This window comes from Pseudoclavibacter soli DSM 23366 (genome assembly GCF_000423505.1).
Classification (GTDB): domain Bacteria; phylum Actinomycetota; class Actinomycetes; order Actinomycetales; family Microbacteriaceae; genus Pseudoclavibacter_A; species Pseudoclavibacter_A soli.
Window position 1 is genome coordinate 554017 of record NZ_AUIC01000003.1, and the last position, 13381, is coordinate 567397.

Here is a 13381-nt window from a genome sequence, read left to right on the forward strand (position 1 = left end):
ATCACTCCCCCATTCGCGTGACGGTGGTGTACTGCCCCAGCTCGCGACGAAGCCGCAGCATGGCCGTATACGTGGCGAAGATACGCACGGGTAGCCCGGGGTTGTCGTTGAGCACGTGCGCGAGCGCCTTGGCGAAGTCGGGTTCGACGGTATCGACATCGACTAAGTCGTAACGCAGCCGCAGCGCCATCTCGGCCGCGCGCACGCCCGAGACGGCAGACACCCCCCGTTTGCGCAGCGCGCTGAAGTCGACATCCCACAGCCAGCTGAGGTCGCGGCCGTCGGCATAGGCATCGTTGATGGCGATGAGCACACACTCGCGAGGCTCGGCGGAGCGCAGCGAAGATCGAAAGCCACTCGGGTTCTTGACCAGCGTGATGCGCACCGGCCGCCCCCACACCTTCAGCACCTCGCCACGGCCGAACGCCGCGGTGACGGTGCCGAGCGCGTCGATGAGCTCGCCGGTGTCGATGGGGTGCTCGGCGCTCGCTAGCGCCCGCACTCCGGCGAGTGCGGCCGCGGCGTTGAGCGCGTTGTGCGCCCCGCTCAGCTGCAGCGTGACCGGATATGAGGTGTCGTCGATCTCGTAGGCCACCTGCTGCCCATCGACCACGTCGAGACGCACATCGGCGTGCGGGGTGTGGCGCGCCAGCGCGGAGCTGACGTGCACATCTCGCGACTCGTGGCCGTCGTGCAGACTCTCGTCATCGGGAAACAGCTGGGAGAGCCCCTCGGCGAAGCCGAAGTAGCGCACATCGGTGCTCTCTGGCAGCGTCTCGGCGATGGCACGCACCCGCGGGTCTTCGCGATTGAGCACGACCGTCTCGGTGGTGGCTCGAGCCACGGTGCCGAGCAGCTCGGCGGTGGTGTCGATCTCGCCGAAGCGGTCGAGCTGATCGCGCAGCACGTTCAGCAGCACCGATACCCGCGGGCGAACCTGCTCGACGAAGTGCACCGCGTGCGCCTCGTCGAGTTCGAGCACCGCGATGTCGGCGTGCAGCTCGCCGCGCCAGTCGACCTCGCCAAGCAGTGCAGCTACCACGCCACGCGTGAAATTCGAGCCGGTGGGGTTGGTGAACACCTTGAGCCCTTGAGCCTCGAGCACCTGCGTGATGATGCGAGTGGTGGTGGTTTTGCCATTAGTGCCAGACACCAGCAGCACACCTTGCGGCAGCTGCGCGAGGGTGTCGGCCATAAAACGCGGCGACAACCGCTCAACCACGAGCCCGGGCAGTGCCGAGCCTCCTCCGCGCAGCCGAGCAGCCAGCCTGGTGAGGCGGCCGATGGCGACGACGAAGGGGTTGCTCATAACGCCCAATTGTAAACGCGACCGCCGACACCACCGGCCTCCACGCCGGGCGATTCACAGCTCAGTCTTGACCGTTGCCCGCTGCGAGGGTTCGGGCTGCCTGCCAGGCACCGAGCGCAGCTGAAACAGCCTCAGCACCCTTGCTCTCGACCGACCCGGGTAGTCCGGCACGATCCAGAGCCTGCTGCTCAGTGTCGCAGGTGAGCAGACCGAATCCCACCGGCTTGCCGGCGTCGAGCCCCACACGCAGCAACCCGTCGGTTGCCGCCTGACTCACATACTCGAAGTGCGGCGTGCCACCGCGGATGATCACGCCCAGCGCGACCACCGCATCTGCCCCGCCTGCGAACGCGGCTTGGGCCGCGAGCGGCAGTTCGAAGCTGCCGGGCACTCGCACGAGACGCCACTGCGCCCCGCTGGCACGCAACGACTGCTCAGCGGCGGCGATCAGGCCATCCATCACCTCGGTGTGCCAGCTCGAAGCCACAACAGCCACCGACAGACCGGTGCCGTCAACGGTGAGTTCGGGCGCTCCCTGGCCGCTCATGCGCCGACCTCCTCAAGCTCTGGCGCGGCAGTCGCGCTCTCGCGACGCCACTCGATCAGCTGTGCGACGGTGATCACCGGCAGCCCCTCTCGCTCACCGATGCGCTGTAGATCAGGCAGACGCGTCATCGTGCCGTCGTCTTCGACCATCTCTGCGATCGCGGCCACCGGCGGCAGCCCGGCGATGCGCATCAGATCGACTCCGGCTTCAGTGTGGCCGGCGCGTTCGAGCACACCGCCATCGCGGGCACGCAGAGGCACCACATGCCCGGGTCGCAGCAGGGATGCGCTGGTCGAGCGGGCATCGGCCAACACGTTGAGCGTCGTGGTGCGGTCGGCGGCCGAGATGCCTGTGGTGATGCCCCCAGCCGCGTCGACGGTCACCGTGTAGGCCGTGCGCTTGGGATCTTGGTTGTGCTCGACCATTGGCGGCAGATCGAGCCGGTCGGCCAACTCTGCCGGCATGGGCGCGCAGAGAAACCCGGAGGTGTGCCGAATCATCCAGGCGATCCATTGGGGCGTGGCCAGCGCGGCCGAGATGATTGCGTCGCCTTCGTTCTCGCGGTGTTCGTCATCGGCGACCAGCACGGGCTTGCCGGCCCGAAGTGCGGCGACCGCTTCGGCGATGGTGCCGATCATCATGCGCCTCCTGCAGTGGCGGCCAGCAGTTGTCGCACGTGGCGAGCGAGCACGTCGGTCTCGAGATTGACTTGGTCACCCACGGCGAGCGCCCCGAGGTCGGTGTCTGCCTGCGTCTGCGGAATGAGCGACACCTCGAACCAATCGTCGTCGCGAGCGCTGACGGTCAGTGAGACGCCGTCGATGGCGATGGACCCCTTGGCGACCAACAGATCGGCGATCTCGCCGGGCAGCGCGAAGCGCAGCACGAGCGAATCGCTGACCGGGGTGCGCGAGACCAACGCGGCCACCGCATCCACATGGCCCTGCACGATGTGCCCACCGAGGCGGGCGTCGGCGCGCAGTGCACGTTCGAGGTTGACCGTGCGGCCGATTGGCAGCGCGCCGAGGGTGGTGCGGGCGAGCGTTTCGGGCATCGCGTCTGCGGTGAACTGAGTGTCGGTGTGATCGAGCACGGTCAGACACACGCCGTTGACCGCCACCGAATCACCGCGACGCAGGTCAGCGGCGAAGTCGACGTCTGCAATAGTGACGTCGGCGGAGCGATCATGACGGCGCAGATCGGAGAGCGTGCCCCGGGCCTCAATGAGACCGGTGAACATGTGTTCCTCTCTGCGCACGGGGAACACACCGGCCCGTGCCGCGCATGGTGCGCGACAACACGCCGATCAGTGCTGACTCTCATCCAGACTGTGACTGTCGGTGCCGGAGTTTCACCGGCTCGGCCGCAGGCACCCACCAGAAGAATGAGCACCCGAGGTTCGCGGACTATAACCGCCGGTTCGGAATTACACCGACCCCGTGAGCACTTGTTTAGCTTCTCTCAGTATGCTCCTCGCCGCAGCGGCCGACAACTCCGCAGACATCAAGCGTCACGAATGCGGCGACGCGCTAGGCTCAAGGGGAACTGTGCAACGAGGAGGACAGCGATGGGCAAGACCAAGAGCGAACTGACCGAGAAGAAGCTGCAGCGCCTGTCGACCGGCCAGCGCGTGGCAACTGTCACGCTGACCGTAGCGCAGATCGGCCTGGCAGCCTACGCCGCGTTCGATCTCGTGCGTCGGCCCGAGTCGCAGATTCGCGGCTCGAAGGCGGGCTGGGCACCGGCTCTGCTGGTGAACTGGGTGGGCCCAGCCTCATATCTCGCGTTCGGGCGCATCAAGCCCAAGAAGGTCGTGGTTAAGCCAGCGAAGGCCGCTGACGCCGACGACTGATCTAGTGCTCGCCGAGGGCTTTGGCCACTCCGGCGATCAGCAGACGGCGTGGCACCAATCGCGCCAGCGTCGCGCCGAGGGCATTGCCCAGGCCGGCGACCACTGACGGTGCCGGGCTGCGCCGCTCGAGCTCGCGAAAGGCCCGATCAACCACCTGCGGCACACTGAGATGCTGCCCCACGTCGAAACGATCGGTGCCCACCACGTCGAAGAACTCGGTGCGGGTGGGTCCGGGCGAGAGCGCGATCACCCGAAGCCCGCGGCGCCGATACTCGCCCCACAGCGCCTCGGTGAACGAGCGCACATATGCTTTGGTCGCCGCGTAGACGGCCATGTACGGCACCGGCTGATACGAGGCAGTGCTCGCAACGTTGATCACGGTGCCGTCGCCCACTGCCAGCAGGTCGTCGATGAACGCCCGCGTGAAGGTGGTGAGCGCCCGCACGTTGAGGTCCACCTCCTGCGCGATACGCTCCGGGTCTTCGTGCTCGAACGGGCCGAACGTGCCGAATCCGGCATTGTTCACCAAGATGCCCACGCGACCACCAGCGTTGGTGACAGATTCGCGCACCTTGGCCACGGCATCCGGCGCGGTGATATCGACCGCGATCACGTGCACCTGCGCGGCGTAACGGTGGCGCAGTCGTGCGGCGATGCCCTCGAGTCGATCGGCGCGGCGGGCAACCAAATGCACGACGGCGCCGGCGGCCGCCAGACGTTCGGCGAACTCCTCGCCGAGTCCGGAGCTGGCTCCAGTGACAACAGCGTGGCGTCCGAGGTAGCGGGTGGTGTCGATCCAGGCAGTGCTCATGCGCATGAGTCTACGGCCATGTGTGTTCGTTGGTCACGCTGCGCCATCGCTCGCCGCTGCCAGGCCTCCCTGTGACCAACGAACATACCGGCTGACCAACGAGCGCGCGCATGAGCGCAGAAAAAGGCCCTGCTAGCAGTAAACAACTGACTAACAGGGCCTTTGCCTTGTTGCGGGGGCTGGATTTGAACCAACGACCTCCGGGTTATGAGCCCGGCGAGCTACCGAACTGCTCCACCCCGCGGCACAAACACCGACTGTACCACATCTTCCACACCCTGCCAACACCTGCACCATTTCTACACAGGCGCGACTCTGGTCGAATCTCTCCACAAGGCGCCCCGTGAACAAGTCTGCGCAGCGCAGCGCCCATAACGTCAGAGCACCCCCACATCCCTGTTCACGATCACGGAGGTCTCTATGTCACGTCATTCCGCAGAAATGCGCTCGCATCTCTCCAAACCCATTGCCGCCGTGGTGCTCATGGCCATGGTGGTCGCACTGTCGCTGTTCGGCACCGCGAGCGCTCCAAGCGCTCAAGCATTGGGCGGCGGAGCAGCCTACGCAGGCACCGTATCCGACGGCCTCTGGATGGGCAGCTACCGGCTGGATGACGGCCGCATCACTTGGTGCGCGTTCGACCCTGGGCTGAGTTCGCCCATCCAAGGCGATTACTCATACGAGCCCTGGCAGCGAGTCGACGAATACACCGCGCGCTATGGGCAAACGCTCACGGGCACTCATCTGCAGCGACTCGCCTATGTGCTCTCGGTGTACGGCGACACGCAAGACCCGCAGACTGCACGCGCGGTGTACCGCCTGCTCCATCTGCATTCTGGCACCGGATTCTCAACCAACTCGTCTGATGCACTCACAGCCGATGCCGCCGCCCAGGCTGATGCACTCTGGAGTGAGAGCGCCGAGCGACACGGACCCTATGCCCTGGCAACTCCCGAGATCACACCTCTCGACGGAGGCCAGCGCTCCGCAGTCGCTCTGCGCACCGCACGCAACGCCAATGGCTACGCCTTCACCAGCCAACTCACAGCAACGATCGACGGTCCCGGCATCTGGGAGACTTCAGGCACGCGCACACTGACCACCGTCGCCGATCAGACCGCCACGATACGCGCAACCGGCACCGGAGTCATCACCGTGAACGTCAAGCAATCTACACCGGCCCCGTATCTGTTGATCGCCCAGCCCGATCGCGCCGAAGCGCAACGCATCATGGCCGGCGGCGAATGGGAGTCTCTCTCCGCCAACTCTTCGGCGTCTGTCGTGCATACGTTCTCGCCGACCGCAGAGAGCACCGCAGACACCTGGCGGCAATTCGACCCGAGCCGGAGCACACCTGCTCCACTCACCGACATTGTGCACGCAGCCAGCTCGCCCGAAAGCCCCTGGTTGACTCCTCTTGGCGCCTCCGAGCCAGTGCCCGCCGCCTACCGCGTCGACTGGTATTACTCCGAACGACAGCAGAAACCTTCGCCCTCGGTGCCCGATGACGTGGAACTGTTCGACTCGACGTTGGTCACCGCGACCGGCCCAGGCGACTACGTGGCCACTTCATCACGTGTCGCAGATCAGCCCGGCTGGTACTACCCCGTCGTGTCATTCCGCCTTGACGACCAGCCCGAAGCACTGCGCCGCTGGTTTGCTGCGGAGTTCACCGCCGGATTCCACGACGAACGCGAGCAGACCGTTGTGCCCTGGCAGCCCAATGTCAGCACGCAAACCACCGAGATCGTCGACGGTCAGCTGGCCGACGTCATCGCAGTGACCGGCAACGACCCTGAGCAAACGCTAGAAATCAGCTCCGACTTATGGATGACCAACGAGCGTGCCGTCGCCGGCGGCGTCGAGAGCGCACCTGACGACGCCGTCTTGGTCGGCACTGTGACCACCTCGATCACCGGTGACGGCACAGTAGTCACCCCAGGTATCGATGTGCCTTGGTCAAGCTTCATCGGGCGGGATCAGTGGCCCACGTTCTATTGGAGCGAACGCATCGAAAGCACCGTCAGCACCGTTGCTTGGAACGGACGCCACCTGCTGCCTGACGAGACGATCACGCTCGAACGTCCGAGCGCGACCACACGCACAGCTGCGCATGTGAAAACTGGCGACGCCACCACCGACGAAGCCGAGGTGATTGGTACCATCCCCACCTCGAATGCCACCGAGCAGGTGACCCTCCGATTGAATTTCTCACTGTATCGGTACGGCGATGCTCTGGACAGTGCGCCTGTGTGCGACTCGGCAATCTGGCGGCAGCCAGATGATCAAGTGGTCGATGCCACCGGACGATACACATCAGCGGCGGTCACGGTGAACGAGGCAGGGGCATATGGTTTCCGGCACCGACTCATCGCTGAGGTGACGACCCCGACTGGCACAACTGCGACCGTCATCGACGAGGGCGCCTGTGGGGCAGATTCAGAGAGCTTCGTCGCCTCTCCTGCGCTCGCTGAGACAGCGGGCATGCCCACCAGCATCCCGTTGCTCCTCACCATGGCAACGATGCTGTCGCTCGCTGGCATCGGTTCGCTGATCTGGCGAACCGCACGACGGTGATGCCTGCCGGTCATGAGCTCTGCCACTACGCTTGGAGCGACACCAGACACGAGGGGGACTCATGACCGGCTATGGCTACGCTCCACAACGACGCACTCACAGCTTTCTCATTTGGCTGATTACCGTGCTGGTCGTGCTCTCCACACTTGGTGCTGCAGCACTCTGGCTGCAGCCGAGCACCCTCGGCGACCGTTTCACCGCGCTGATCCACCCCGTCGACACGGAGGTCAAGGCTCTGGCCGAATCGGTCGGCCTCACCGATAGCGCCAAGATTCGCCTCTATGGCACGCAGCCTCAGCTGCTGTCCGACGATGAATTCGTTGAGCGCTGCGGCACCGACGATGAAGAGGGGGCCGTGCTCGGCTGCTACACCCCGGAAGGTCGTGTCTTCGTCTCGAACATCACCGATGCCCGCTTCGACGGCATCCGCGAGGTGACTCTCGCGCACGAGGCGCTGCACGCAGCCTGGGATCGCCTCGACTTCGAGACGAAGACCAAGCTGACGTCGCAGTTGGAGAATGCCTATGACCGCGTGCGCACCGACGAGTTAGACGAACGCATGGCGGCCTACGAGACCAGCGAGCCCGGCCAGCGCGCGAACGAGCTGCACTCCATTCTGGCGACCGAAGTCGCCGACCTTGGCGATGACTTGGAGTCGTATTACGCCACGCTCTTCACCGACCGCAGCATCGTGCTGCAGAAGTATGAGAGCTACCGTAGCCAGTTCACTGAAAACGAGGCACAGATCGAGAGCCTGGGCTCATCAATTGAGCAGGCCCGAACCTCTCTCGAACAACGTTCTGCCGACTACGATGCTGCATTAGCCCAATACGAGGCCGACGCAGCCGCGTTAGAGGCACGGCGCGCCTCAGTCGATCGCACCAGCACGTCGGCGGTCGACGCGTTCAACAACGAACTCGACGCACTGCGGCAGCGCCAAGTCGCTTTGAACGCCGAGGCCGATTCGATCAACGTGGGCGTGGCGCGACTCAACGCAGACATCGACGAATACAACAGCCTGCTCGGCGTACGCGAACAGCTCTACGCCGACATCACTGCTGGGAGCTGATTGCGTCGTTGATCGCCTGCTGCAGTTTGGCATCGGCTGTGCCGTAGGCTGCCCAGTCGCCTGACACCCGCGCCGCCTCTCGCTCCTGCAGCGCCTGGCGTGCAGTTTCGAGTGCCTGGTTCAGAGCAGAGCCGTCGACGTTCGACGGAGAACCATCAGTCGTCGAGGAGCTGCCGGATGACGAAGCCCCGGCTCCATCAGACACAACCGCACCAGAGTCTCCCCCGAAGATGTCATCGAGTGCAGCGTCAAGAGTGTCTTCGAAGGCCACTTGATCGCCGAATGCCACCAGAATCTTGCGCAACAGCGGGTATGAAGTCTCGCCGGTAGATCGCACATACACCGGTTGCACATAGAGCAGACCATCGCCCACTGGCAACGTCAGCAGGTTGCCACTGGTGACTGTGGTCTGCCCCTGGCGCAGCAGGTTCAGCTCGGTTGAGACGGTGTTGTCTGAGTCGAACAGGTTCTGCACCTGACCCGGCCCCGGCACGTTCGTCTCACCCGGTAGCTGGAGCAGCGTCAGCTTGCCATAGCTCTCTGACTTCTCGCCTGCGGTTGACCCGGCATCACCGTTGGCGGCAAGGTAACCACGCAGCACATTGCGAGAGCTCCCCGATGACTGCTGCACGGGAATGAACGTGCTGTACAGCGTGAATGCGGCATCACTCTGCCCCGGCAGCTTCATCGTCAAGTAGTAAGGAGACTGCTTAGCGCCGGAATCGGTGCTTGCCTGTGGATCGGCCGGCACCTGCCAGGCATCTTCGTTCGAGTAGAACGATCCGGCATCAGTCACGTGATACGTGCCCAGCTGCAGGCGCTGCACTTTGAACAGATCAGTGGGATAGCGCACATGCGAGAGCAGCTCGGCACTCATCTCGCTGATCGGCGCCAAGGTGCTCGGAAAGACCTTCTGCCACGTTTGGAGCACCGGATCTTCGGTATCCCAGGCATAGAGCTTCACCGAACCGTCATAGGCGTCGACTGTGGCCTTGACCGAGTTGCGCACGTAGTTGATGCTGTCGGTGGTCGTCCGTGTGGTCGACTGTGTGCTGTCGTTGATCGCCGAGTTGTAACTCACCTTGTTGGAGTACGGGTAGCTGTTTGATGTCGTGTACCCGTCAATGACCCACTGCACTCGCCCGTCGACCACTGCCGGGTAGGGGTCGCTGTCGAGGGTGAGATAAGGGGCTACCTTCTGCACACGATCGACCGGATCGCGATCGTAGAGAATCTGCGACCCGCTGCTCACCGCGTCGGAGGTGAGAATCTCGATGGAACCGAACTTCATGGCATAGAGCAGCTTGGTGAGCCCGTCACCGAGCACCGGGCCGCCGTCGCCTGAGAAGGTCGTGTAGGTCTGATTCGAATCGCTCGACGCGGTATCGTCGCCTTCGGCAGAGCTCGAGGCCGGGTAGTCGAGCTCGTTGGGGCTGCCGCCGTCATCGCCGCCGACGATGGAATACTCGGGAGAGTTCTCACCGAAGTAGATGCGCGGCTCGTAGTCTTCAAGCGCACCGCTGACCGGAATGTTGCTCTCGAAGAAGATCGGCTTGCCATCAGAGGTGACCTGATTGCCATATGCTGCGACCACCCCATAGCCGTGCGTGTAGACGATGGTGTTGTTGTACCAGCTGTCGCTGGACTGCTGGCTGAGCTCACGCACCGCGAGTACGGTGTCGACGCTGCTGCCATCGATGTCGTACCGGTCAACGTCGAGCGCCGCGTCTGACGAGGCGCCAAACTGGTAGTACTGCTTGTACTGCTGCAGTTGGCGGAAGGTGTCGCTGACCAGCTCTGGGTCGAGCAGACGAATGGATGCGGTGGTCTCGACGTCGGAGCGCAGCGCACCGGCCTGCGCTGTGGTCACCGCGTCGTATTCTTCGACGTCGATATCGTCGAGACCGTATGCTGCCCGCGTCGCATCGATGTTTCGCTGCAGATACTCCTGCTCGAGACTGCGCTCGCTCGGCTGCACACGGAAGGCCTGAATGCCCCATGGGTAGGCCACACCGATGACCAGTGCAGCAACCACCAGCACAGCCCCGCCGACCAGCGACACACGCCAACGCCCGGTGACGGCGGCAACGACGAAGCCGATCACTACGAGCACGGCGATCGCAGCCAAGATGGTCTGGCCAGGAATGACCGCATTGACACTGGTGTACCCAGCACCGGTGAACAGCCCACTGCTGTCGGTGAGCTGCTGATACCGCGACAGCCAGATCTGCACGGCCTGCAGGGCAATGTAGACAGCGATGGTGACCGCCAGCTGCACGCGAGTGGTCTTAGCCACCCGCAGGCGGCGCTGCTCGATGCGAATCGCCCCGTACAGGTATGACAGCGCCACGAGCAGCACTGCACTCAACAGCACGACAATCAGGGCGAATGAAACGACCTGCTGATAGAACGGCAGATCGAACATGTAAAAACCAAGATCGAGACCGAACTGGGCATCGGTCGTGCCGGTGTCGACGCCATTGAGCCAAAGCTGTGCGGTGGTCCAGTTGGATGCCGCAGCCAGGCCCGCGATCAGGCCGAAGAAGATCGGCAGCCCCCATGTGATACCGGTGCGCAGCGGTTCAAGCACACGCTGATACTGGTCAAGTGTGGCGTTGACTCGCACATAAGTGGGTTGGCTGCGGAACGACAGCCAGATACTCAGCCACAGCGGTGCGGCCATGCCGAGAAAGCCGATCACAAACATCACTGCACTTGACCCCCACTGCGTGGTGAGCACCTGCAGATAGCCGAGCTGCCGATACCAAAGCACGTCGGTCCAGATGGAGGCTGCGGCGTACAGCAGTGCCACAAGACCGCCCAGCACAATGAGACTGATGACGATGAGGCGAGTCGATCGGCTGGGCGATACGGCGGGCTTCGGGTCACTCATTGTGTGCGCTCCTTTGTGCGGCGTTCGGGGTATGGTCGGACGTCGGTTTCACGACAGTCTAGTGGTGACCGCCGACACTGGCACTTGGCACCCGGTCACAGCCCCGGACATTCTGGCAGGCCGGTGGCTGTGCGAGTCGTGGAAATGACGTTGAGCGCATCCAGCGCATCGTCGAGCGTGTCGACCGGGATTGCGCGGACGCCGTCGGGCAGCCCGCCATCGGCGAGATCAGAACAATTCGAGGTCGGCAGCAAGAACCACTTGACCCCGGCGTTGGCAACCGTAACCACTTTTTGTCGGGCGCCTCCAATGGCCCCCACCGTGCCGTCAGCCGAGATCGTGCCCGTGCCGGCAACCGCCTCACCGCCGGTGATCGACCCCGGCGTGAGCTTGTCGATGATCGCCAGAGTGAACATCATGCCAGCACTGGGGCCGCCCACATCGCTCAGCGAAATCGTCACGTCAGGGCGCTGGGCGTCGTCATCGAGCCCCAAGTGGTGCAGCGCCGCGTCGATTGCCGCCTGCTGGGAAGAGGTCATCAGCTCTTCGTTAGCGGCTTGCTCTTCTTCTGTGGTGGTGCCAGGCGGAAAATATGCCTCGATCGGCATGACTGCCGAGGACGAGGCGAAGAACGCCCAAGCGGTCTGCAGCCAGCTGGGCTGCGCATCAGGATTGCCTGCCACGTTCACGGTGAGCATGTACAGCGAACCGGTGGTTGGGTAGGTCTGCGCGCCGGTGATGCTGATCACATCGCCGCCGGATGAGGTGGTCGTGTCGGTGCCGAGGGTGTCGAACGCGGGCCCCGGCTGTCGAAAGACATATGGGCTGGGAATCAGCGCCGACAGCACCAGTGCCGCGCCCGCGACGTACGCGAGCCCGTTGCGCAGTCTGAAATGTGCTCTTCGCATGGCGGTCAAGCCACTAGTGTACCGTGGATATGTCAATAAAGGAGGTCAGCCATGGTTCCCCCTGACAGCCCCGAGGATTCCTCCGCAGAGCATCCCGAAGACGAGTTTCAGCGGCTGCTGCGCCAGCTGCTCTCGGGCGATGCCGAAGGTCTCGCACAGGCCTCTGGCCTGCCACTGAACCCCGCCATGCTCTCTGGCCTGTTCGCCTCAGTGCAGCAGGCTGCCGCCTCAGGCGATGACATCGACTGGTCACAGGCGCTGACTCGTGCGCAACAAGTCGCAGAATCTCAGCAAGTGCCGCTCACCGCAGAAGAGCGCGAGCGCGCCGAGCAGGCGTTCTCGATCTCGAGCCTATGGCTGACCGAGGCCACCGATTTCGACACCTCGACCGACTGGCAGGTCGTCAGCCGCCGCGAGTGGGCCACCGCCACACTCCCCTTCTGGCAGCACTTGAGCGAGCCGGTCGCCGCCAGCGTCTCAGACGCACTGTTGAACACCTTGCAGCAGAACCTCCCTGACGAGCTCTCCGCAAGCCTCGGCCAGGCCGCCGGGTTCATGCGCCGGATGGCCTCGACCGTCTTCGTCGTACAGCTCGGCCAGGTGGTTGGCCAGCTCGCCTCCGAAACGGTCTCTGCCAATGAGATCGGCATTCCCGTGGTGCCAGACAACACCCCGGCTCTGCTGCCACAGAACATCCATGACTTCTCTGAGGGCCTCGAAGTGCCCGACAGTGAGATCACCATCTACTTGGCCACTCGCGAACTCGCGCATGTGGCGCTGTTCCGACACGCGCCCTGGCTGACCAGCGAACTCACCAGCGCTATCACCGCCTATGCCAGCGGCATCCACATCGATGTGACCCGCATCGAGGCGCTCGGCGGCGACATCGATCCAACCGACCCCAGTTCGCTGAAAGCCGCCATAGAAGCTGGTGCGCTCATTCCGCCGCGCACCGAGGCCCAAGATGCGGCGCTGGCCCGCATTGAGAACCTGTTGACCCTCATTGAGGGCTGGGTCGACACCGTCACCACACAGGCCACACACCGCCTGCCCAAGCAGTCGGCCATCGCCGAGGCCGTCAACCGCCGTCGCGCGATCGGCGGCCCAGCCGAGCATGCCTTCAGCACCTTGATCGGGCTGGAGTTTCGCCCGCGCCAGCTGCGCCGCGCCGCAGCCCTGTGGCAGGCGGTCACCGACCAACTCGGCTCGACAGCTCGCGACGCGATCTGGCAGCATCCTGACCTGCTGCCACAGCCAGAAGACCTCGACGACCCGCAGGCTTTCATCGCCCGCTCGACACAGGCACCCACCTCTGACTTCGACAGAGATCTGGCGCGACTGCTCGACGGAGAGCTGCCCGAGCCCGGCGACGAATCCGACGCTCCAGACGCCTGAACCTACGTCACCACGGCCTG

The 13381-nt window shown here is 64.1% G+C and carries 10 protein-coding genes, 1 tRNA gene, 1 pseudogene and 1 riboswitch; of the genes and pseudogenes, 4 read left to right on the top strand and 8 right to left on the bottom strand.

The window, feature by feature from the left end; translation table 11 throughout:
• Position 1: 1 nt before the first annotated feature.
• From G557_RS0102570 to G557_RS0102585, 4 genes and pseudogenes are all read right to left on the bottom strand, one after another.
• Positions 2 to 1309: a Mur ligase family protein gene (locus tag G557_RS0102570; protein WP_036960340.1), complete on the bottom strand. Its 1308-nt coding sequence runs from the start codon at positions 1307 to 1309 to the stop codon at positions 2 to 4.
• A gap of 61 nt (positions 1310 to 1370) precedes the next feature.
• Positions 1371 to 1856 carry a 6,7-dimethyl-8-ribityllumazine synthase gene (gene ribH / locus G557_RS0102575; RefSeq protein ID WP_028244845.1) on the bottom strand — a complete coding sequence of 162 codons (486 nt, stop codon included), beginning with the start codon at positions 1854 to 1856 and terminating at the stop codon, positions 1371 to 1373.
• Positions 1857 to 1891: 35 nt separating this feature from the next.
• A pseudogene (gene ribB, locus G557_RS11195) lies at positions 1892 to 2497 on the bottom strand (3,4-dihydroxy-2-butanone-4-phosphate synthase); the annotation flags it as partial.
• Positions 2494 to 3096 (bottom strand): riboflavin synthase, encoded by a 603-nt coding sequence (locus G557_RS0102585; RefSeq protein WP_028244846.1) that lies wholly within the window; start codon positions 3094 to 3096, stop codon positions 2494 to 2496. The pseudogene ribB and the gene G557_RS0102585, both read right to left, overlap by 4 nt.
• 67 nt (positions 3097 to 3163) lie before the next feature.
• Positions 3164 to 3305: riboswitch (FMN riboswitch) on the bottom strand.
• Between the two features lie 118 nt (positions 3306 to 3423).
• Between G557_RS0102585 and G557_RS11200 the strand changes: the two genes are divergently transcribed.
• Positions 3424 to 3708 (top strand): PLD nuclease N-terminal domain-containing protein, encoded by a 285-nt coding sequence (locus G557_RS11200; RefSeq protein WP_051224216.1) that lies wholly within the window; start codon positions 3424 to 3426, stop codon positions 3706 to 3708.
• Position 3709: 1 nt separating this feature from the next.
• Here the strand turns inward: G557_RS11200 and G557_RS0102595 are convergent, their stop codons facing one another.
• Both G557_RS0102595 and G557_RS0102600 read right to left on the bottom strand, forming a co-directional pair.
• Positions 3710 to 4519: an SDR family NAD(P)-dependent oxidoreductase gene (locus G557_RS0102595; RefSeq protein ID WP_036960344.1), complete on the bottom strand. Its 810-nt coding sequence runs from the start codon at positions 4517 to 4519 to the stop codon at positions 3710 to 3712.
• A gap of 170 nt (positions 4520 to 4689) precedes the next feature.
• A tRNA-Met gene (locus G557_RS0102600) sits at positions 4690 to 4763 on the bottom strand.
• Positions 4764 to 4939: 176 nt separating this feature from the next.
• Between G557_RS0102600 and G557_RS0102605 the strand changes: the two genes are divergently transcribed.
• Both G557_RS0102605 and G557_RS0102610 read left to right on the top strand, forming a co-directional pair.
• Complete coding sequence (locus G557_RS0102605) at positions 4940 to 7096, top strand: hypothetical protein (RefSeq protein WP_156877049.1); 2157 nt, start codon at positions 4940 to 4942, stop codon at positions 7094 to 7096.
• A gap of 61 nt (positions 7097 to 7157) precedes the next feature.
• Positions 7158 to 8165, top strand: a complete 1008-nt coding sequence (locus G557_RS0102610) for a hypothetical protein (protein WP_028244849.1) — start codon at positions 7158 to 7160, stop codon at positions 8163 to 8165.
• Here the strand turns inward: G557_RS0102610 and G557_RS0102615 are convergent.
• Both G557_RS0102615 and G557_RS0102620 read right to left on the bottom strand, forming a co-directional pair.
• Complete coding sequence (locus tag G557_RS0102615; RefSeq protein ID WP_028244850.1) at positions 8149 to 11058, bottom strand: UPF0182 family membrane protein; 2910 nt, start codon at positions 11056 to 11058, stop codon at positions 8149 to 8151. The two genes, G557_RS0102610 and G557_RS0102615, sit on opposite strands and share 17 nt — an antisense overlap.
• Before the next feature lie 95 nt (positions 11059 to 11153).
• The gene (locus G557_RS0102620) at positions 11154 to 11966 is read right to left on the bottom strand and encodes a YlbL family protein (RefSeq protein WP_051224218.1); all 813 of its coding nucleotides are present in this window, start codon (positions 11964 to 11966) and stop codon (positions 11154 to 11156) included.
• Positions 11967 to 12017: 51 nt separating this feature from the next.
• Here G557_RS0102620 and G557_RS11205 point away from each other — a divergent pair, with 51 nt between their 5' ends.
• The gene (locus tag G557_RS11205; protein WP_051224221.1) at positions 12018 to 13361 is read left to right on the top strand and encodes a zinc-dependent metalloprotease; all 1344 of its coding nucleotides are present in this window, start codon (positions 12018 to 12020) and stop codon (positions 13359 to 13361) included.
• Positions 13362 to 13381 lie beyond the last annotated feature (20 nt).